Source organism: Thalassospira sp. A40-3 (assembly GCF_015871485.1).
Taxonomy (GTDB): Bacteria; Pseudomonadota; Alphaproteobacteria; order Rhodospirillales; family Thalassospiraceae; genus Thalassospira; species Thalassospira tepidiphila.
Map to the genome: position 1 here is coordinate 1,679,733 of NZ_CP065428.1, position 20,350 is coordinate 1,700,082.

Consider the following 20,350-nt stretch of genomic DNA (forward strand, 5'->3'; position numbering starts at 1 on the left):
AAATGACGACCCCAACGACCACTGAAAAATATGATTATGTGATTGTCGGTTCAGGTTCGGCAGGGGCTGTGCTTGCCAACCGACTGACCGAAGATGCCGAGGTTAAGGTTCTGGTGATCGAAGCCGGACCAAAGGATCACTGGTGGGACTGGCGCATCCATATGCCGACCGCGCTGTCCTATCCGATGCAGTCGGAAACCTATAACTGGGCCTATTGGACAACGCCGCAGCCCAACCTGAACAACCGCCGCATGGAAACGCCACGTGGGCGCGTTTATGGCGGGTCAAGTTCGGTGAATGGCATGGCCTATGTCCGTGGTCACGCCCTTGATTACAATCGCTGGGCCGAAGAAGACGCAAGCCTTAAGGAATGGGATTACGCGCGCTGCCTGCCATATTTCCGCAAGGCCGATACGCGCAACGAAGACACCGAAGGCGATGAATATCACGGTGGTGATGGTCCGCTGCATGTGACGACCGGTGCCTGTCAGAACGACCTGCACAAGGCCTGGATCAAGGCCGGTCAGCAGGCGGGCTATGAATTCACCCCGGATCAGAACGGCTACCGCCAGGAAGGTCTCGGGACTATGGATATGACGGTCTATAAGGGCCGTCGCTGGTCAACGGCGCGCGCCTATCTGCATCCGGCGATGAAGCGCCCGAACCTGACCGTCTATCACAAGGCCTTTGCGCAACGTGTTGTTTTCGAAGGAAAACGCGCCATCGGTCTTGATTTCACCCATGAAGGTGAGAACAAGCGCGCCCTTGTTGATCGTGAAGTCATTATTTCGGCAGGGTCGATCAACTCGCCAAAGCTTTTGATGCTTTCGGGCGTTGGTCCGGCGGCGCATTTGCGCGAACATGGTATTGATGTTGTCCATGATTTGCCCGGTGTCGGTGAAAACCTTCAGGACCATCTTGAACTCTATGTCCAGATGGAATGCACCAAACCCATCAGCCTGAACAGCAAACTCGATTGGTGGAACAAGCTTAAGATCGGGGCGGAATGGTATCTGTTCAAAACCGGTCTTGGCGCCAGCAACCATTTCGAGGCGGGCGGCTTTATCCGTTCCAAGGCGGGCGTGCAGCACCCAGACATTCAGTATCACTTCCTGCCAGCCGCGATTAACTATAACGGCTCCAAGGCGGCCGAAGGCGATGGCTTCCAGGCCCATGTCGGTCCGATGCGTTCCAAATCGCGCGGCACGGTTCGTCTGGCATCCGCCAACCCCAAGGATCGCCCGATCATTGATCCGAACTATATGAGCCACCCGGAAGACTGGGAAGAAATGCGCGCATCGGTGCGTCTGACCCGCGAAATCTTTGCCCAGGAAGCCTTTGCTGATCTGCGCGGGGCGGAAATTGCACCGGGCAAGGACATCCAGACCGATGAAGAGATCGACGCATTTGTCGCCGATCACGCCGAAAGTGCCTATCACCCGTCCTGTTCGTGCAAGATGGGCAGTGATGAGATGTCCGTGGTCGACGAGAAAACCCGCGTGCATGGCGTCGAAGGCCTGCGTGTGGTCGACAGTTCGATCATGCCGACCATCGCATCGGGCAACCTCAATGCACCGACCATCATGATCGGTGAAAAGGCTGCCGACATCATTCGCGGTCGCACGCCATTGGCACCATCGAATGCACCGTATTTCGTGCATCCGGAATGGGAAACCAAACAGCGCTAAATTTGCGGGCTTTAAATAGTCTGATGATTATCCCCGGTTCATTTTTTGATGGATCGGGGATTTTTATTTCCGGTGATTGCAATCGGTTCGGCATCGGAGGATGATCATGGCATATTGTATGCAAATCCCGCGACATACAGCGCCAACGAAGAAGTGCCGCCATGCAAGAAATCAGCCTGCTTAATTCCGTTATCGGTCCCGTTATGCGCGGGCCATCCAGTTCCCATTGTGCGGCACCCTATATGATGGCCAAGCTGGTGCGCGAACTTTCCTGTGCCAACGGTGAAACACTTAGACGTGCCGTGATCCGCTTTGACCCGCGCGGATCGTTTGCGCCATGTTACAAGTCGCAAAGTTCGGACGAAAACTTTGCCGCCGGGCTGGCCGGGGCCAAGCTGACCGATCCGGACTACCGTGAAATTCTTGGCCGGGTAGAGCAGGGCGAAGGCTTCCATTTCTCGATCGAAGTCACCGAGCTTGAAAACAACAACCACCCAAACCGTGTTGATCTCGAACTGAGTGTCACGACCCCGGATGGCGAGGAACGTTCAGACCTCTATACCGGCGCATCTGTCGGCGGGGGAATGTATTACATCGACGGCCGCAATGGCGAACGGCTGTTCATGACCGGCAAAACGGCAATCGTCTTTGTCTGGGGCGCCGAAGCGGTGGCAAAGGCTGACACGTTGGCAAACGAGCTGGCGGTTGGGGAAAACAGCCTGCTGGGGGTTTCGGTTGAACCCGATCACGAACGTGTTGAAATCGCGCTTCAGGCCTTGCCGAATGCCGATGTCCTGACGGCCATTCGAAACCGCGATGGCATTGCAGATGTGCGCTTTGCCGATGCATCGCAATATCCGGTTTGCGCCACCGATGATCTGTTTTCCGAAAGTGCCGCCGTGATTGCGGTGGCCGACGATCAGGAAGGGGGATCGATCGCCGATGCCGCCCTGGTGTTGGAGGCAAAACGCCTTGGGCTATCGCGCGATGCCACCCGCGCGCTTTTCAGGGAGCGGTGCGAGCTGATGCTGCGCGTCGTGGCAGAGGGTTTTGAGGCCAAGCCAGAAGACAATGTTATGCGGTTCCTGACACTTCGGGCCCGTACTGTCCGTGATGCCAACCTGCCCGCGGGTCTCGGTGGTCCGGTGTTGCAGGATGCAATGGCCGGTGCGCTTTCGGCGATGGAACGTGACAGCAACCGGGGTCTTGTTTGTGCCGCACCAACAGCGGGCAGTGCCGGTGTTGTGCCGGGCACACTTTATGGCCTGATCCGTCACGGAATTGATCTTGATGGTGCAACCGATGCCTTGCAAACCATGGCCTTGATCGGGGCGGTGTTTGCCGCGCGTGGAACCTTTGCCGCGGAATGCGGCGGCTGTTCGGTGGAAACCGGCGCATCGGCCGCGATGGCGGCCGCGGGGGTCACGCAGGCCTATGGCGGCACGCCAAAACAATGCTTTGATGCCGCCAGCATGTGTCTGATGAATACGCTTGGCCTTGTTTGTGATCCGGTGGGCGGGGATGTTGAAATCCCGTGTCATGCCCGAAATGTCGCCGGGGTATCACATGCCTTTTCATCGGCGATGGCGGTTCTGGCCGGGTTTGACGCGGTACTGGCATATGATGAACTGGTCGATCAGACGGTGAAGATCGGCAATATGATGCATCCTGATTTACGCTGCACAGCGCGCGGTGGCTGTGCCGCCACCAAAACCGCCCTTCGCATGGTCGAAGCCGTTAGTCAGAAACCTTAAAACGCTGATTCTCAAGGGCCTGTTGGATACCAACAGCAAAAATCAGTGCCGCAGGTATCACGCTTTGTTGGCCGCTTTGCGCAATCGTTCTGCTTTGACTTGGCCGGTTTTGGCATAATCGGCGAAAAGCGGGTTTAAGGCCGGAAAAAGGGCAGTTTTTCCTTGATAGGTCGGCCGGATTGGGCAGGATAAGCCCACATCCATTTTCAAATATGAGGGTTCCTCATGTTCACCCCGAACTTGCTGACCGCCAATGACCGGGCAGGCCAATATCCTGATTCCTATTACGCCGCGACGGCGAATGCGACCGCGCCCTTCGCCAAGCTTGAAGGGGATCAGACCTGCGACATTGTCATCATTGGTGGCGGTTTTACCGGGCTGTCATCGGCATTGCATCTGGCAGAGCGCGGCTATGACGTGATCCTGCTTGAGGCGCATCGGGTCGGCTGGGGCGCATCGGGGCGTAATGGCGGGCAGGTCGGCTCTGGCCAGCGCCGTGAACAGGATGAACTTGAACAGATGGTCGGGCGTGATGATGCGCACAAGCTTTGGGACATCGCCGAAGAGTCAAAGGACGTCGTCAAGGCCCTGATCGCCAAGCATAATATCCAGTGCGACTGGAAGCCGGGCATTTTGCATGCCGATCACCGCGCACGCTTTGTCGAACATTCCCGTGCCTATGCCGAAAAGCTTCGGGCCGAATATGGCTATGAGGATATCCGTTTTGTTGACTGCGATGAAATGCGCGCGATGCTTGGCACCGAATTTTATCATGGCGGGTCGCTTGATATGGGGGCGGGGCATTTGCATCCGCTGAATTTCGCCCTTGGTCTGGCCGATGCCGCACGCGCGGCAGGCGCACGTATTTTCGAAGGTGCGGTTGTCACGTCGTATGAAAATCAGGCAGGCAAGGTTACGGTGAAAACCAAGGATGGCGGCGTTGTTAGCGCTAACAAGCTGATCCTTGGCTGCAACGGGTATCTTGATGCCCTGGATGATCGGGTGGCAAAACGTGTGATGCCGATCAACAATTTCGTCATTGCCACCGAGCCACTTGGTGATGATCTGGCGCGTGAACTGATCCGTGATGATGTCGCGGTCGCGGACTCAAAGTTCGTGATCAATTACTACCGGCTGAGTGCGGATAAACGCATGCTGTTTGGTGGCGGGGAAACCTATGGCTATAATTTCCCGCGTGACATCAAGGCGTTCGTGTCGCCGCATATGTTGGAAGTCTATCCGCAGCTTAAAGACGTCAAGATTGATTATGGCTGGGGTGGGACGCTGGCGATCACGATGAACCGCATGCCGTTTTTCGAAAAGATTGAGGATAACATCTTCACCGCGTCGGGCTATTCCGGGCACGGGGTTGCGATGGCAACCCTTGCCGGGCAGATCATGGCCGATGCCGTTTCCGGCACCATGGAACGGTTTGACGTGATGGCCAACATCAAAACCCCGGTGTTCCCGGGCGGGAAGATGTTGCGCTTCCCGATGCTGGTGGCTGCGATGTTGTGGTATTCGATCCGCGACAAGATTTGATCTGATGTGACGTGATGTGCTTAGCGCTTTGTATGGCGCTAAGCCATTTTGCGTCCTTCGTCTTTGTCTTTTTTGGTCTGGGCACGGGTGTCCTGTTCGCCGGTGTCGGGTGCCGTGGTATTTCGGTTGCCCGTATCGGGTGTACTGTCAGGGGTGCGGGCGCCAGATGGGTCTGCATCCGTTGAACCGGTCTTAACGACCTGTGTGTCTTGGCCCGTATTATCGGATGCGCCGCGTGCGGTCAGAAGTGCCTTGGTGCGTTCCCATTTTTTAGGGTTCAAAGCCAAAGTGGTCGCGTCGCTGAACGATACGTCATACCCGCGGTTCAGGGCGGCCTGCATGGTTGCCTTGACGCAAAAATCGCCGTCCAAACCCACGATAACCAGTTTGCCGACTTTCTGACGATCCAGAACGCGATCAAGTTCAGGTTCGCTGAAGCCATCCGCGCGCGCCTTGACGATATCGTGGTCGATATCGCCGTTGACCCGTTCATCAAGATCAAGGCCCTTGGATTTGGGGCTGCCACGACCTTCATTCAGCAATTTCATAATGAAATTCATGTACCAGCCACGGAATGTCTGGCGGATCGAGATCACCGGCGTTCCATTGGCATTGGCGGCTTCAACCAGTTTGTTGATTGCAGTGATCAGTTTATCGACCATGTCGGCCGGATAGGCATGCTTGCCGTCCGAACTGGTGAAATCTTCCTGGACGTCAACGATCAGAAGGGCGCTATTGGGCCGCTCTGCGAGATTGATCTTTTTGCCCTTGCTGGGGGCGAGGTGATGGCGTTGGCCATAGATGGTGTAGGCGATGGCGCCCACCAGTAAAATGACAATAAGAGTGATCACCGACCACATGTCCAGGCTCTCCGTTTCGTCGTCTCAGGTCGCTTCGTAAATCTACTTTGCAATCGGACTTAAAGACCATCGGTGAACCGGGCAGTTCAGGTGCTGTAACGCACTGAACCACACCCGACCGTTTTGGGGCGGGTGTTCCAGGCCAGATGTATCCAATTGTCAGAATGCCGGATGCCGCGTTGCGGCGCGTCCATTGGACGTCACGATCAGAGCTATTTTTTTCTACTCTTCCAGCATTCTTCATAACCACATGAAATCGCAATCATTTAAATTTGTCAACTTAGCCGACAAAAAGCAAACCCCCGGTTTTGCAGGGTGCGTGGTTATGTGTGTTTGATTGCCTAACGTTTCAGGATCAGTTTGGTTCCCAACTTGATACCGGGTCATAGCGTTCGCCCTTGGACAGGATCACGCCATTATGGGCGGCAATGCCGACTTCAAAGCTTGAAGCGATGCGAAGGGCCCGTTCCATGAAATGTCTGGCGGCGGGTTCTTCGCAATATTCCGACAGGGTCTGGGCAAAGAGTTGCAGCCAGCGGTCAAAATGATGGCGGGTGATCTTGAGCGGCAAGTGCTTTTGCATCGGGCGCCCGTCATAGTTGCCAGTCGCCAGCGCGACCGAGGACCAGAACATCACCATGCGATCAAGATGATGGTCCCAGTTATCGACCTTTTCATCAAACACCGGGCCCAGCAGATCGTCATCGCGCACCTTGGCGTAAAAGCCATGCACGATGTTCTTGATCATGTCCGTATCAATGCCGGTATCTTCCTTGATACGCCGCGTGGCAATTTCGCGACGTTCCTTGATTTCGGCAAGGGTTGGCTGTTTTTCGGACATGGTAAGGGGCCTGTTTTGCGCATCAACGGGAACCGCTTTAAACGACGAAGCGATTTTCGGACATGACATATGTCACTTTGTGTCCGAACGCAAACAGATCACCGATAACGGTACGGTCGATCAGGCGAACCGATCGTGCAGGCCGTAATAGCGATAGCCGATAGAACGCGCCACACGCCGCAATGACGCCATCGGGAATTTATCCATCGGGGTCGTCAAGACAGCGCCCAGATCGTCCTCATCGCAGATGCCCAGCATCCGTTCTGCCAAAAGCTTACCACCCAGACTTGCCATCGCCACCCCGTTGCCATGCCAGGCAAGGGCGGTCCAGACATCGTGATGACCCGGAACCCGCCCGATATAAGGCCGCCAGCTTTGCGACAGGCAGGCAAGCCCGTTCCAGTGATGGGTAAAGGCAACATCCTCCCAAGCCGGGAACATGCGTTTGAAATTATCGAGCAGATCCTGTTTGCCAGCAGCAAAGGCCTTGGGCGTTGCGGTAATCCCGCCGCGTCCACCAAACAGAAAACGATTATCAGGCAGCTTGCGGAAATAATGCAGCAGGATGCGGCTGTCAAAAGCCATCAGGCCGCTGGTCCAGCCTTGATTTTCCATCTCATCCGGGCGGAGCGGACGGGTAATCAGAATACCCGAAAAGACCGGCATCAAGCGCCCGCCGATCCAGTCGGGCAGGTTTTCAGCACTATATCCGTTGGTGGCGATGACGATCTTTGCGGCCGTGATTTGGGTGTTGCCAGCATAGAGGCGATAGGTATCGCCATCTTCCTCAAACCGCTCGATCGTTGCCTGTTCGAATATCCGAACACCTGCGCGAACGCATTGTTCATGCAAGCCCGAAAGATACTTCATCGGGTTGATGCCAAAACCGGCCTGAACATGCAAACCACCGTATGTTTCCGCCGCGCAAAGCCCGCGTTCCTTCAATGCGTCGCGGCTTAGCAGTTCTGTCGGGATGGTTGTGAAATGGGACAGTTCCTGTGCTTCATGGGCCAGTTCGGCAACCCGGTTGGGTTTATGCGCCAGAACCACTTCGCCGTCAGAATGGCGATCCGCATCAATGTCCCAGTCATTCAGACGTTGATCCACCAGATCAATGGCATCGCGTTGATGGCGGGCGAACTGTTTGACCGCGTCTTCGCCAAAACTCTTCGCCAGTTGGCCAAATCCCTTGCCACTGCCACCCATGCAGCAAAAACCACCATTGCGCCCCGATGCGCCCCAACCGGACCGACCGGCATCAAACACCGCAACATTGGCTCCGTTCTTTGCCAGTTCGAGGGCCGTCGACAGGCCGCAATAACCGCCACCGATGATGGCGATATCGGTTTTAAGATGACCTTCTTTGGGCAGGGTTTCACAGGCGGGAAGTGGTGATGCGCTTTCGACCCAATAGCTGTCAGGCAGGGTATCTGTGCGATAGGCGGCGGGTTGATAGATACGTTTTAGCATGGTGGGCTCTTTTGGGTGTTGGGATGTGCATGCCTGTGGGGCAGGCTTGGTGGGCGGTGTTGTGTTGTCTGTTTAATCAAAATACCCGGCAATGAAAACTCATGCCGGGTATTTGTCTAAGGTACTGTAATCGAACCTGGATTACATTTTACCAAGTTTCTTCGCGGTCTCGTCAAAGGCGGCACGCACCCGTTTGACCAGCTCGTCGATTTCTTCCTTGGTGATGCAAAGCGGCGGCGACAGAACCATGCGATCTCCACAGGCACGCATGATCACGCCATTGGCCACACAGGCATCGCGGCACATGGTGCCAACGGTGCCCGGCTTGTCAAACATCTTGCGGGTTTTCTTGTCATCAACCAGCGGCACCCCAGCAATCAGACCAACGGTTTCAACTGCGCCGACCAGCGGGTGGTCTTCAAGGGTTTTCAGTGCCTTGGCGAAATACGGGCCGATATCGTCCTTGACGCGTTCGACCATCTTTTCTTCACGCAGGATACGAATGTTTTCAAGCGCCACAGCCGCACATGCCGGATGACCGGAATAGGTAAAGCCGTGGGTGAATTCACCGCATTCATTGATAAGGACGTCGGCAACCCGATCGCCAACCATGACAGCCGAGATCGGCAAATAGCCCGAAGACATGCCCTTTGCCATCGGCATTAGGTCCGGCTTGATGTCAAAGGTGTCCGAGCCAAACCATTCGCCGGTCCGGCCAAAGCCGCAAATGACTTCGTCGGCAATCAAAAGGATGTCATATTTTTTGCAGATACGCTGAATTTCCGGCCAGTAGGTTGACGGCGGAATGATCACGCCACCAGCACCCTGGATCGGTTCACCGATAAAGGCGCCGACGCGGTCTGCACCAAGTTCCTTGATCTTTTCTTCAAGCTTGCCGGCTGCAATCAGGCCGAATTCTTCGGGGGTGTGATCGCCGCCTTCGCCGTACCAGTATGGCTGATCGATATGAACGATATCGCGCACCAGCGCACCGCCCTGCGAATGCATGCCCGACATGCCGCCAAGCGACGCACCGGCAACGGTGGAGCCGTGATAGGCGTTCTTGCGGCTGATGATGGTGGTGCGTTCCGGTTTGCCCTTAAGGTTCCAGTACTGGTGCACCATGCGGACAACCGTGTCGTTCGCTTCCGAGCCGGAATTGGCATAGAAAACGTGGTTCAGGCCTTCTGGCGTGATTTCGGCAAGAACTTTGGAAAGCTCGATCGCCGGGGTATTCGCGCACTGGAAGAAGTTGTTGTAATAGGGCAGTTCAAGCATCTGCTTGTAGGCCGCTTCGGCAAGTTCCTTGCGACCGTAGCCGACATTGACACACCACAGGCCCGCCATGCCATCAAGATAGCGTTTGCCGTTGGAATCTTCGATAAAGACGCCTTCGGCACGTGTGATAACCCGGGTGCCACGATTGTTCAGGTCCGCCGTATCGGTGAATGGGTGAATGTGGTGAGCCTGATCAATATCCTGCCAATAGGCGGTTTTGTCGAAATTATTCATAACGTCTCCTGACAGCGGCGCTGCTCTGCTTTCGTGCGATATGTTGAACATCTGACCTTAGTGTTCGTTTTTTCGAACACCTTTGCAAGAGGATTTTTCGACAATCTTTTTGAGGAATTCAAGGTCAGTTTTTGTTACCTGGCGGTCGATGTGAGTGGTCTGTGCTGCTTAACCATCCTGTCGCGCCAGAAAATTGTGCATTGCATGATTTGCACGATATATCGAACGAAGGGGCTTGACCGGGGCTATCCGGCGCGGCACGATGCGTTACAGTTTAATAACAGGCCTTCTCTGGGAGTATATGACGATGAACAAGTCGTTCGTCGAAGACAGTAGGGCGGAAGCCCAACGATTCTTTGAAGAAAATCCGGATGTCGAACTTGTTGAGTTGCTCATTCCCGACATTAACGGCGTGTTTCGCGGCAAGCGAATCAGCAAACAGAAATTCCTTAAAAGCTTTAGCGAAGGTGTAACTCTGCCGGGCTCGATGTGCCTGGTTGATATCACGGGTGACAACCCCGAAGGCACAGGGCTTCTTTGGTCGAGCGGTGATCAGGACAATCTGGCAAAACCGATCCCAGGCACCCTGTGCCGTGTGCCTTATGGTGAACTGCCACTCGCACAGGTGATGATGAGCCTGTATAACCTTGACGGCACCAAGTTCTTTGCTGATCCGCGCAATGTGTTGCAGGGCGTCGTTGATCGCATGGCGGCCGATGGTTTTTATCCGACCGTGGCACTTGAACTTGAATTCTATCTTGCCGATCAGAACCAGGAAACCGCCGCACCGCTGCCGCCGCAACCGCTTGGTGGTGGTATTGCGTCTGACGGCGTGCAGGTTTATGGCCTGCAACAGATCGAGGATTTTGAAAAAGTCCTGCATGATGCGGTTGCCGAACTGAACCGTCAGGGCATTCCGGCCGACACCATCGTTGCCGAAGCAGGCCCGGGGCAGTTTGAAATCAATCTTGGTCACGTGACCGATCCGATGATGGCGGCTGATCACGCCATGCAGCTTAAACGCGTGGTTAAGGGCATTGCCTGGGATCACGGGGTTACCGCGACCTTCATGGCAAAACCTTATTCCGATCAGGCGGGCAATGGCCTGCATGTTCATGTGTCGCTGCGTGACAAGGATGACAATAATGTTCTGTCACCGGTGGGTGACGAGGAAGTGTCGGACAATCTGCGCTTTGCGATTGGTGGCCTGCAGGAAAGCATGTTTGAAAGCATGGCGATCTTTGCACCCAACCCGAACTCCTTCCGCCGGTTCCAGAACAAGGCCTATGCGCCGATGTCACCGAACTGGGGTTTGAATAACCGTACCGTCGCCCTTCGCATCCCGGCTGGCAGCCCGAAGGCTGCGCGTGTTGAACACCGCGTGTCGGGTGCCGATGCCAACCCGTATCTGGTTCTGGCGTGTGTATTGGCGGGCATGCATCACGGCATGAAGAACAAACTTGATCCGGGTGAACCGACCGTTGGCAACGGCTATGAGCAGCATGGCGGACGCATTGTTCCGCGCAGCATGATTTCGGCCCTCGATCGCTTTGTCGAAGGCGATATCGTCAAGGAATATCTGGGCGAACGTTTTGTCGAGGTGTTCGATATCTGTCGCCGTGCCGAATATGACGAGTTCTTTGCCGAAGTCACCCAGCTGGAATATCGCTGGTATCTCGACGCGGTATAACCAGACAAAACAACAATAAAGTTTGACAGGGAAAAGACGGGAATGTCGCAAAAGGTAGGGGATCGTCTGAAGGCGGTGCGCAGCATGTACGGGCTGTCGCAGCGTGAACTGGCCCGCCGGGCCGGTGTGACCAACAGCACGATCTCGACGATTGAACAGAACCGGGTCAGCCCGTCTGTTGATAGTCTGGCCAAGGTTCTGGCCGGCATTCCCATGAGCCTGATTGATTTCTTCACCATTGATCTTGATACCGGTGAAGAAATCTTTTTCAGGAAAGAAGACCTTGTCGAACTGTCCGACGGGACGATGTCGATGCGTCTTGTCGGGGCATCGCGCAAGGACCGTAATTTGCGCGTGCTGCATGAAACGTACCCTGCGGGCGGGGATACCGGTAACAACCTGATTGTCCAGAAGGGCGAGGAAGCCGGTGTTGTCGTCCGCGGCAAGCTTGAAGTCACGGTAGGCGAACGGGTCAAGGTGCTTGGCCCCGGTGATGCCTATTACTTCAATGCAGAAATTCCACATCGTTTTCGAAATGTGGGTGACGGGGAATGTGAAGTCGTCAGTGCGGCGACGCCACCGTCATATTGATGACAGATCGTGCTGCCAGAGTGCCCATCAGGGTGCCAAGTGCCATGATCAACTTTGAAAAATCCAAACGCGCCATCCGTCAGGAGACTTGCGATGACCAATCCGATGAATTTTGAACAACTGACCGCGCAGGCCGCCGCCCTTGATATTCGCAACAAGGCGTTCATCAACGGTGCCTATGTCGATGCGGCATCCGGCAAGACATTTGATTGCATCAGCCCGCGTGACGGGTCGGTGCTGACCAAGGTTGCCGAATGCGACGTCGAAGACGTCAATCGTGCGGTGGCATCGGCGCGTGCGGTGTTTGGAAAAGGCAGCTGGTCCGAAGCCGCCCCTGCGAAACGCAAGGCAATCATGCTGCATTTCGCCGATCTGCTGGAAAAGAACGCCGCCGAACTGGCACTTCTCGAAAGCCTTGATATGGGCAAGCCGATCACACTGGCCGCGCGCGATGACATTCCGCTGTCCTATAAGTGCATCCGCTGGTATGCCGAGGCGATTGACAAGATCTACGACGAAATCTCTCCGTCGGGCACCAATGAAATCGGCATGATCACCCGTGAACCGCTGGGTGTGGTTGCCGCCGTTGTGCCGTGGAACTTCCCGCTGATGATGGCGGTCTGGAAGCTTGGCCCGGCCCTGGCGATGGGAAACTCGATCATCCTCAAACCAGCTGAGCAGTCACCACTGACCGCCCTTCGTGTTGCCGAAATCGCTGTTGAGGCCGGTATTCCCGAAGGCGTTCTGAACGTTGTGCCGGGCTTTGGCCCGACGGCAGGCAAGGCGCTTGGCCTGCATGAAGATGTTGATTGTGTGACCTTTACCGGGTCGGGCGAAGTCGGCAAGCTGTTCTTGCAGTATTCCGGTCAGTCGAACATGAAGCGTGTCTGGCTGGAATGCGGTGGCAAAAGCCCGAACATCGTTCTGGCCGATTGCCCGGATATGGATGCGGCTGCCGCGGCGGCAGCGGGCGGTATCTTCTATAATCAGGGCGAGGTCTGCACAGCTGGTTCGCGTCTGATTGTCGAAGAAAGCATCAAGGACGAGTTTATTGAAAAAGTGGTCGCCGCGGGTGCGAAAATGCAGCCGGGTGATCCGCTTGATCCGAAAAGCCAGATGGGCGCGATTGTCGATGAAAGCCAGATGAACCGTGTTCTGGGCTATATCGAAAAAGGCTCCAGCGAGGGCGGGGTTCTTCGCACCGGTGGCAAGCGGGTTCGCACCGAATCTGGTGGGTATTATGTCGAGCCGACCGTGTTTGACGGCATCAAGAACGACATGACGATTGCCAAGGAAGAAATCTTTGGCCCGGTTCTGTCGGTTATTTCGGTCAAGGACTGGAAAGAGGCTGTTCAGACCGCAAATGATACGCCATATGGTCTGGCAGCAGCAGTCTGGACGCGCGACATCAACAAGGCACACATGACCGCAAAGAAACTGCGTTCGGGTCTTGTCTGGGTCAATTGCTGGGACGGTGGATCAATCACCATGCCGTTTGGTGGTTACAAACAGTCCGGTACCGGTCGCGACCGTTCGCTGCATGCGCTGGACAAATATTGTGAAATCAAGTCGACCTGGATTGCACTGGGCGACGCGTAAGAACTCCGTCGACCGCTGGCAGGCAGACGGTCCGGGTTTGATACGGGAAGTAAGAAGGGTTTAAAAATGAGCAGCACCGGGGTCATTGACACCAAGGGCGGTGATAACGCCTTTACGGCAAAATCTGTGCATCAGAACACCAGCGAGCCGATGTATTCCGGTGCGCTGTCCTTCATGCGCCGCCGATATTCACGCGACCTCAATGGGATTGATGTTGCTGTGACCGGTATTCCCTATGATCTTGCAACATCAAGCCGCCCGGGCACGCGTCTGGGCCCGCAGGGTGTGCGTCGTGCATCGACCAACCTTGCCTGGGCACCGCATTTCCCGTCTGGCCGCGATATCTTTGCCGAGATGGCAGTGATTGATTATGGCGACATGGTCATTGATCCGGGCCATCCGGAAAAGCTTCCGGAAATGATCGAAGATCACGCACGTGACATCGTTCAGTCCGGCGCCAAGATGCTCACCATCGGTGGTGATCACTTCATCACCTATCCGATCCTGAAAGCGCACGCCGAAAAGTACGGTGATGGCATTTCACTGATCCAGTTTGATGCCCATTCCGACACCTGGGAAGATGATGGTGATCGGATTGATCACGGCACCATGTTCTGGCATGCGGCCAAAAAGGGCATCGTCAATCCGTCAAAATCCATTCAGGTCGGTATTCGCACCCACAATGAATCGACCCACGGGTTCAATATCCTTTATGGCCCGGATGTTCAGTCGATGTCGATTGACGCCATTGTCGAAAAGATCAGGGCCACGGTGGGTGACAACCCGGCCTATATCACCTTTGACATTGATGGGCTTGATCCGTGCTATGCACCGGGCACCGGTACGCCGGTTCTGGGCGGTTTGACGAGCCATCAGGCCGTGTCGATCCTGCGCGGTCTTGCGGGGCATGTGAACCTGATCGGCAGTGACGTGGTCGAAGTTTCCCCGCCTTATGATGTTTCGGACATCACAGCGCTTGCCGGTGCGACCATGGCGTGGGAAATGCTGAACATTCATGCGGTTAACCGCGCAAAGTAATCTGACATTTCAGATCAAAATTTAAGGGGGCCGGTATTATTTCATGATACCGGCCCTTGTTTTTTCATTTTCCTGTGCTCTGATAGCAGTCAGAAAAACAAAAGAAGACAGGAGATCAAGGAAATGAAACCAATTGCTATTTCGCGCCTGACCATCTGTGGCATTGACGAACTGCCGACCCATCGCAGCCATGGTGTGACCCATGTCCTTTCGGTCCTTGATCCCGAACGCGAAGACCCGACCATCTTTGCCAACTTTGACCCGCATGAACGCACTATTTTACGTTTCCATGACGTGATCGAGGACAAGGAAGGCCGTCCGGCACCGACCAAGGCCGATGTCGAAGCCATCCTTGCTTACGGCGAAACCCTGATCGGAAGCCGTGCGGATCGCCGCGATGGTCATTTGCTGGTGCATTGTCACATGGGAGTGTCGCGTTCGACCGCTGCCATGATCACCCTGATGGCACAGTGCGAGCCGGACCGCGATGAAGACAGCATCTTCACCACCATCCGCGAAATGCGCCCGATTGCCTGGCCGAACTCGGTCATGATCGCCTTTGCCGATGAACTCTTGGGGCGCGAGGGGCGCCTGACCGCGGCCCTTCATCGCCACTACGCCATTCAGCTTGAGCGTGATGCGATGTTCGAACGCTGGATGACCGAACTGGAACGCCAACGTGAAGTCGGCTTTGGCAAAGGCCTGCAGAAGACGTAATTCGTTCGCCACAGGCACTCTGTCGCAGCAATTTGGTTGAGGTTACAGTTGCTGCGATAGGGTTTTGGTTTTTTCAGTAACAACATTGCCAGTGTGTTTGGTCGATTTGCTTTCAATCAGCAGGACCCAGCACTCATCCTTGGCAATCGGGTTATGCATGACCCCTTTGGGGATGGTCAGAAATTCACCTTCGCTCAGTTCGACCTTGTGGTCTTCGAACTCGATGATCAGGCTCCCCTTGACGATATGGAACAGCTCGTCTTCCTCGTCATGGGCATGCCAGACCAGTTCGCCTTTTACTTTTGCAATTTTGAGATATTGGTTATTCACTTCACCAATGACTTTTGGCGACCAATAGTCGGTAATTTGATCAAAACTTTGCATCAGATTGCGTGCGACGAGTGTGCTCATGAAAATGCCCTGTTGTCTGCTAGTGTCGTTTGGTTTTGATTTCGCGACTTTATATCCGGGTCGATTTTCGCACTGAAGTCCTAATCTTTTGGGGCCAAGCCTTTTGCGCAAGAATGTGAAAAGCCGATATGCGGGTGAATGCGACGCCACGTTCGATTAGCATTTGTCTGACGCGTTGAATCGATTTAAAAGGCGGTGGGTCCCACAGACCACATACTATTGATCCGCCGAATTTGCGGACAATTCGAACGGAGAAACGTCATGACAGCCAAAGCTGTTTGTCTTGGGGAACTGCTGATTGATTTTGTTCCGACCGTGACCGGAACCGGCCTTGCCGATGCGCCGGCCTTTGCCAAGGCGGCCGGGGGCGCACCGGGCAATGCGGCTGTGGGTTTGCAGCGTCTGGGTATTGAAACCGGTTTTATCGGTAAACTCGGCGATGATGCCTTTGGCCATTTTCTGGTCGATACCCTTAAGGCCGACAATGTCGATACATCGGGCATTGTCCTGACCAAGGAAGCCCTGACCGGGCTTGCCTTCGTCTCCCTGCGTGCCGATGGGGAACGCGAATTTTCATTCTATCGCAGCCCGTCAGCCGACATGTTGCTCAGCATTGCTGATCTTGATCAGGACATGCTGAAATCCACCGATCTGTTCCATTACGGAACCCTGTGCATGATCGATGATGACCCGCGCGCGGCAACTCTTGAGGCGATCAAGATTGCGCGTGAAAACGGCGCGATTATTTCGTGTGATCCCAACCTGCGCCTGCCGCTATGGCCGAGTGCGGAAAAGGCACGTGAAATCCTGCGCCTTGCGATCAGTCAGGCCGATGTCGTCAAGATGTCGGACGAGGAAATCACCTTTGTTTCCGGCAAGGATGACCTTGAAGAAGGCATCAAGGATCTGTGGTGTGATCAATGGCGCGCGATGATTGTGACTTACGGTCCCAAGGGATCACGTTACATCACCCCGGCGTTTGATGGTTTTGTGCCGTCCTTTGAAATCACCGCGGTTGATGCGACCGGGGCAGGGGATGGCTGCACGGCAGGCTTCCTGTCGCGCCTGCTGAAGGACCCGGAACTTCTGGGGTCCGAAGACAAGCTTGCAGCCGCGTGCCGCTTTGCCAATGCGGTCGGGGCGATCACGGCAACCAAGCGTGGTGCCATCAACGCATTACCGACGGAAAAAGAAGTCGAAGACTTTCTGTCGAACCGATAAGATCACAGGCGTAAATGAAAAATCACGCGGCGGCCATAATCTTGCCGCCGCGTGCTGCAAACTGTCCCACACATGGTTTGAAACGCGTGTTAGCCTGTTGGCAATAGCACCGTATTGTTATGAATAAATTTGAATGGGCCGAGGGTGGTATGTCTGCTGATAAAATGACCGCAAGCTGGGATAAACTCGATCAACTGGGCGCGGAAGTTTCCGAAAAGCTCAACCTGCGTCAGGCCTTTGCCGATGATCCCGCACGGTTTGAACGATACAGTGCGGCCCTCAATGACCTGTTTGTTGATTATTCCAAAAACCTGATCACCGACGATGTGATGGCGGCTCTGGTTGAGCTTGCCAAGGCGGCCAATATCGAAGGCTGGCGCGACCGGATGTTTGCGGGTGATCGGATCAATGTCACCGAAAACCGCGCGGTCCTGCATACAGCACTTCGCAATCTTGATGGTGGCCCGGTCGAGGTTGACGGCGAAGACGTGATGCCGGCGGTCAAGGAAGTGCTTGCCCGTCTGAAAGACTTTGCAGGACGCGTCCATTCCGGCGAATGGAAAGGCCATACCGGCAAGAAAATCATCGATGTGGTCAATATCGGTATTGGGGGCTCCGACCTTGGCCCGGTGATGGTCAACGAAGCGCTGCGTCCTTATCACATTGATGGCATTCGCTGCCATTTTGTGTCGAACGTTGATGGCGCGCATATTGTCGATACGCTGAAATTCCTTGATGCGGAAACGACGCTTTTCATCATTGCATCCAAAACCTTCACCACAGACGAAACGCTAACCAACGCTTATTCGGCGCGTGACTGGCTTGTCGGCATGCTGAAAGACGAAGCCGCCGTTGCCAAGCATTTCGTTGCCGTCTCAACCGCCCTTGATAAGGTCGCGGCATTTGGCATTGATACCGACAATGCATTCGGTTTTTGGGACTGGGTTGGCGGGCGTTACAGCCTGTGGTCGGCAATCGGTCTGCCGATCATTCTGGCGGTCGGGTATGACAAGTTCGAAGAATTGCTGCGTGGTGCGCAGTCAATGGACAACCATTTCAAAACCGCCCCGATTGAAACCAACATTCCAATGATCCTCGGCCTGATCGGGGTGTGGTATCGCAATGTGCTCGGCGCTTCCAGTCAGGCCATCCTGCCTTATGATCAGCATCTGTCGCGTCTGCCAGCCTATCTGCAACAGGCCGATATGGAAAGCAATGGCAAGTCTGTGACCCGTGACGGCAAACCGATTGCCTATGAAACCGGCCCGATCATCTGGGGAGAGCCGGGGACAAATGGTCAGCATGCGTTTTATCAGCTGATCCATCAGGGCACGGAACTGATCCCGGTTGATTTCATCGTGGCTGCCAATGCGCTTCATCCGTTGGCCAACCATCATGACAAGCTGGTGTCGAACTGCCTTGCACAAGCCGAGGCATTGATGCGCGGCAAGACCGAGGCCGAAGTCCGTGAAGAGCTTTCTGGCAGTGATTTGAGCCCGGCCGAAATTGACGTGCTGGCACCGCAAAAGGTGTTTGATGGCAACAAGCCCAGCACCATGATCCTCTATAAGCAGCTTGATCCCTTCACCCTTGGCCGGTTGGTCGCGATGTATGAACATAAAATCTTTGTTCAGGGCATCATCTGGAACGTCAATTCCTATGACCAGTGGGGCGTTGAACTTGGCAAGCAGCTTGCCAAGGAATTGCTTCCGATGGTTGAGGGCAAGGAAGATGCCGGTACACGTGATGCATCGACCGCCGGTCTGATCAAACGCCTGCATGCGTTGCGTGGCTAATAACCTGGCTTAGTCGTCCTGATCATCGGCGACAATGCGCAATCGATAGTGACCCGAAGGGCGGTTTTGGCCATGGCTGATGCCGCCCTTTTCAAATGTCAGTTTGCGTTCAGCACACAGTTGCTCTGCCACCTGATGCACGCGCGGCATCAAATCCCGCCAGTAGGAGCCAAAGGTTTTGGCAACTTCGGACGGGCATATCGTTCTGTCTGGCCCGCGCTCTGTTGCCAGATCAATCACGCGCTGGCGCAGGATGGCATAGGTTGGCTGATCTTCGTCTTTTTGGTCAAACATCATGACACTTGGTTCTGCATGTCGGTTTTTGCAGGCTGCTTTCGCTGGCGTCGGCACCGGTCAGAGCAATACTGAACCTCGTCCCAGCAATCCTTCCATTTGCGCCGCCAGTTAAAAGGCCGCGCGCATGTCACGCAGGTTTTCTGCGGCAAATCTGATTTGCTGTGACGATGTCCATTGGCATTTTTCGGCATGACACTGCGTTCGGATCAAGTTTGTCGATTATCCGATCAGTGCTTCGACCATGGCATGTGCCGCTGTTCGGCCACTGCGCCAAGCCGCCTCGACCCGTGCGCCAAGGCACCAATCCCCTGCGGCAATCACCCGGCCATTCATGCCATTAAGGTGACTTTTGCCAAGCGGCAATTCAGTCCGCGCATAGCGCCAACGATGGGCCTGAACCGAATGAAGTTCTGGCAGTTTGACACCACTGACATCACGAAGGGCAGCCAGCAGCTTTTCAATCACGCGGTCCTTGTCTTCTTCAAGGTGCTGACGTGACCATTCCGGGCTGGCATGCAGCACCCACGGATCGGGTGTGCGACGGTGGAACATGTCATCGTTCTGGCTGCTGCGCGCGGCCCAGCTGATTTCGGGGCTCGGATACAGCATCGCGTCAAAGCCGGTCGGAAGCGGGGTTTCAAAGGCGGCCATAACCGCCCAGCACGGAGCCATGACAACCTCGTCAATCGGGGCATAGCGCGGGGCAAGCGGGCGCAAAAGATCGGCGGTCTGCGGGGCAGGGGCGGTAACGATCACACCATCAAACGGGCCGTATGTGCCGTCCAGATCATCATGGAGCATAAAACTGCGCGGGCCGTTCGGCTCGATGCCGATAATACGGTGTTGCTTCTGGATCGGGAAGGTGTCGACCAGGGGGCGGATCAGTTTGTTCATCTGCGGCGCACCCTGATACCAGGGCTCTTCGGCAAGGTTGCCGACATGGCGCGCGATCGGTGAAAGTGCCGCACCGGATTGTGCGGGGGCGGACGTTCCGCGATGAAGGTTGGGCGACCAGTTCTGGGCGGCGTTAAACTCGGTTGCTTCTTGCAAAAACGCATTAAACCCCGGATCACGCGCCGTCACATATTGCGCACCATGATTGAAATGACCAAAGTCGGTGCGCCGTGACGCCAGACGCCCGCCAAGACCGCGGCTTTTTTCAAAAACCGTTACGTTCATGCCAATGCGGTGCAGCGTGCTGGCCGCTTTTAGGCCCGCCATTCCGGCACCAATGATCGCAATATTCACGTTTGACATCCGTGGCATGTGTGGCTCCTGTCTGGGTCGCGGGGCAAGTCCCGACGGATTGTTTAAAGTTATAGT

Annotated in this window: 18 protein-coding genes; 10 read left to right on the forward strand and 8 right to left on the reverse strand. The window is 55.2% G+C overall.

The features are described 5' to 3' along the window. The first annotated feature begins 2 nt into the window (after positions 1-2). The 3 genes from betA (at position 3) to IT893_RS07520 (ending at position 4,984) form a co-directional block, all read left to right on the forward strand. Positions 3-1,688, forward strand: coding sequence for a choline dehydrogenase (betA, locus tag IT893_RS07510; RefSeq protein ID WP_197147365.1), 1,686 nt, complete (start codon positions 3-5; stop codon positions 1,686-1,688). 161 nt (positions 1,689-1,849) lie between these two features. Continuing rightward, positions 1,850-3,442 carry an L-serine ammonia-lyase, iron-sulfur-dependent, subunit alpha gene (locus tag IT893_RS07515; protein ID WP_197147366.1) on the forward strand — a complete coding sequence of 531 codons (1,593 nt, stop codon included), beginning with the start codon at positions 1,850-1,852 and terminating at the stop codon, positions 3,440-3,442. Between the two features lie 225 nt (positions 3,443-3,667). Further along, positions 3,668-4,984 carry an FAD-binding oxidoreductase gene (locus IT893_RS07520; protein WP_197147367.1) on the forward strand — a complete coding sequence of 439 codons (1,317 nt, stop codon included), beginning with the start codon at positions 3,668-3,670 and terminating at the stop codon, positions 4,982-4,984. 38 nt (positions 4,985-5,022) lie between these two features. Here IT893_RS07520 and IT893_RS07525 read toward each other — a convergent pair whose 3' ends face one another. The 4 genes from IT893_RS07525 to IT893_RS07540 form a co-directional block, all read right to left on the reverse strand. Beyond that, entirely contained in the window at positions 5,023-5,844 is an 822-nt protein-coding gene (locus IT893_RS07525) for a cysteine hydrolase family protein (RefSeq protein ID WP_197147368.1), read from the reverse strand. Between the two features lie 355 nt (positions 5,845-6,199). Then, positions 6,200-6,685 carry a group III truncated hemoglobin gene (locus IT893_RS07530; protein ID WP_063086936.1) on the reverse strand — a complete coding sequence of 162 codons (486 nt, stop codon included), beginning with the start codon at positions 6,683-6,685 and terminating at the stop codon, positions 6,200-6,202. 120 nt (positions 6,686-6,805) lie between these two features. Next, positions 6,806-8,155: an FAD-binding oxidoreductase gene (locus IT893_RS07535; protein ID WP_197147369.1), complete on the reverse strand. Its 1,350-nt coding sequence runs from the start codon at positions 8,153-8,155 to the stop codon at positions 6,806-6,808. A 141-nt stretch (positions 8,156-8,296) separates the two neighbouring features. Continuing rightward, complete coding sequence (locus IT893_RS07540) at positions 8,297-9,667, reverse strand: aspartate aminotransferase family protein (RefSeq protein ID WP_197147370.1); 1,371 nt, start codon at positions 9,665-9,667, stop codon at positions 8,297-8,299. Between the two features lie 307 nt (positions 9,668-9,974). On the opposite strand from IT893_RS07540, the gene IT893_RS07545 reads away from it, so the two are divergent. The 5 genes from IT893_RS07545 to IT893_RS07565 all read left to right on the forward strand — a co-directional run bounded on the left by IT893_RS07545 (position 9,975) and on the right by IT893_RS07565 (position 15,302). Continuing rightward, the gene (locus tag IT893_RS07545; protein ID WP_008891847.1) at positions 9,975-11,357 is read left to right on the forward strand and encodes a glutamine synthetase family protein; all 1,383 of its coding nucleotides are present in this window, start codon (positions 9,975-9,977) and stop codon (positions 11,355-11,357) included. 42 nt (positions 11,358-11,399) lie between these two features. Next, complete coding sequence (locus IT893_RS07550; RefSeq protein WP_008891846.1) at positions 11,400-11,948, forward strand: cupin domain-containing protein; 549 nt, start codon at positions 11,400-11,402, stop codon at positions 11,946-11,948. A 93-nt stretch (positions 11,949-12,041) separates the two neighbouring features. After that, on the forward strand, positions 12,042-13,547 hold the full coding sequence (locus tag IT893_RS07555) for an aldehyde dehydrogenase (protein WP_197147371.1): 1,506 nt from the start codon (positions 12,042-12,044) through the stop codon (positions 13,545-13,547). A gap of 66 nt (positions 13,548-13,613) precedes the next feature. Further along, positions 13,614-14,585, forward strand: coding sequence for an agmatinase (speB, locus tag IT893_RS07560; protein WP_197147372.1), 972 nt, complete (start codon positions 13,614-13,616; stop codon positions 14,583-14,585). Positions 14,586-14,708: 123 nt separating this feature from the next. Beyond that, positions 14,709-15,302 carry a tyrosine phosphatase family protein gene (locus tag IT893_RS07565; RefSeq protein ID WP_197147373.1) on the forward strand — a complete coding sequence of 198 codons (594 nt, stop codon included), beginning with the start codon at positions 14,709-14,711 and terminating at the stop codon, positions 15,300-15,302. A gap of 42 nt (positions 15,303-15,344) precedes the next feature. Here IT893_RS07565 and IT893_RS07570 read toward each other — a convergent pair whose 3' ends face one another. Next, entirely contained in the window at positions 15,345-15,713 is a 369-nt protein-coding gene (locus tag IT893_RS07570) for a cupin domain-containing protein (RefSeq protein WP_197147374.1), read from the reverse strand. Positions 15,714-15,974: 261 nt separating this feature from the next. Between IT893_RS07570 and IT893_RS07575 the strand changes: the two genes are divergently transcribed. Together IT893_RS07575 and pgi are read left to right on the forward strand one after the other, a co-directional pair. After that, positions 15,975-16,934, forward strand: a complete 960-nt coding sequence (locus IT893_RS07575; RefSeq protein WP_064782013.1) for a PfkB family carbohydrate kinase — start codon at positions 15,975-15,977, stop codon at positions 16,932-16,934. 149 nt (positions 16,935-17,083) lie between these two features. Beyond that, positions 17,084-18,730 (forward strand): glucose-6-phosphate isomerase, encoded by a 1,647-nt coding sequence (gene pgi / locus IT893_RS07580; protein ID WP_252724107.1) that lies wholly within the window; start codon positions 17,084-17,086, stop codon positions 18,728-18,730. Positions 18,731-18,739: 9 nt separating this feature from the next. On the opposite strand, the gene IT893_RS07585 is transcribed toward pgi, so the two are convergent. From IT893_RS07585 to IT893_RS07595, 3 genes are read right to left on the reverse strand one after another with little or no spacing between them, the layout of a single operon-like run. Then, on the reverse strand, positions 18,740-19,027 hold the full coding sequence (locus tag IT893_RS07585; RefSeq protein ID WP_197147376.1) for a DUF3253 domain-containing protein: 288 nt from the start codon (positions 19,025-19,027) through the stop codon (positions 18,740-18,742). Next, entirely contained in the window at positions 19,024-19,218 is a 195-nt protein-coding gene (locus IT893_RS07590; protein WP_197147377.1) for a DUF2256 domain-containing protein, read from the reverse strand. Before IT893_RS07590 ends, IT893_RS07585 begins: the two co-directional genes overlap by 4 nt. A 28-nt stretch (positions 19,219-19,246) precedes the next feature. Further along, on the reverse strand, positions 19,247-20,293 hold the full coding sequence (locus IT893_RS07595) for an NAD(P)/FAD-dependent oxidoreductase (protein ID WP_197147378.1): 1,047 nt from the start codon (positions 20,291-20,293) through the stop codon (positions 19,247-19,249). Positions 20,294-20,350 lie beyond the last annotated feature (57 nt).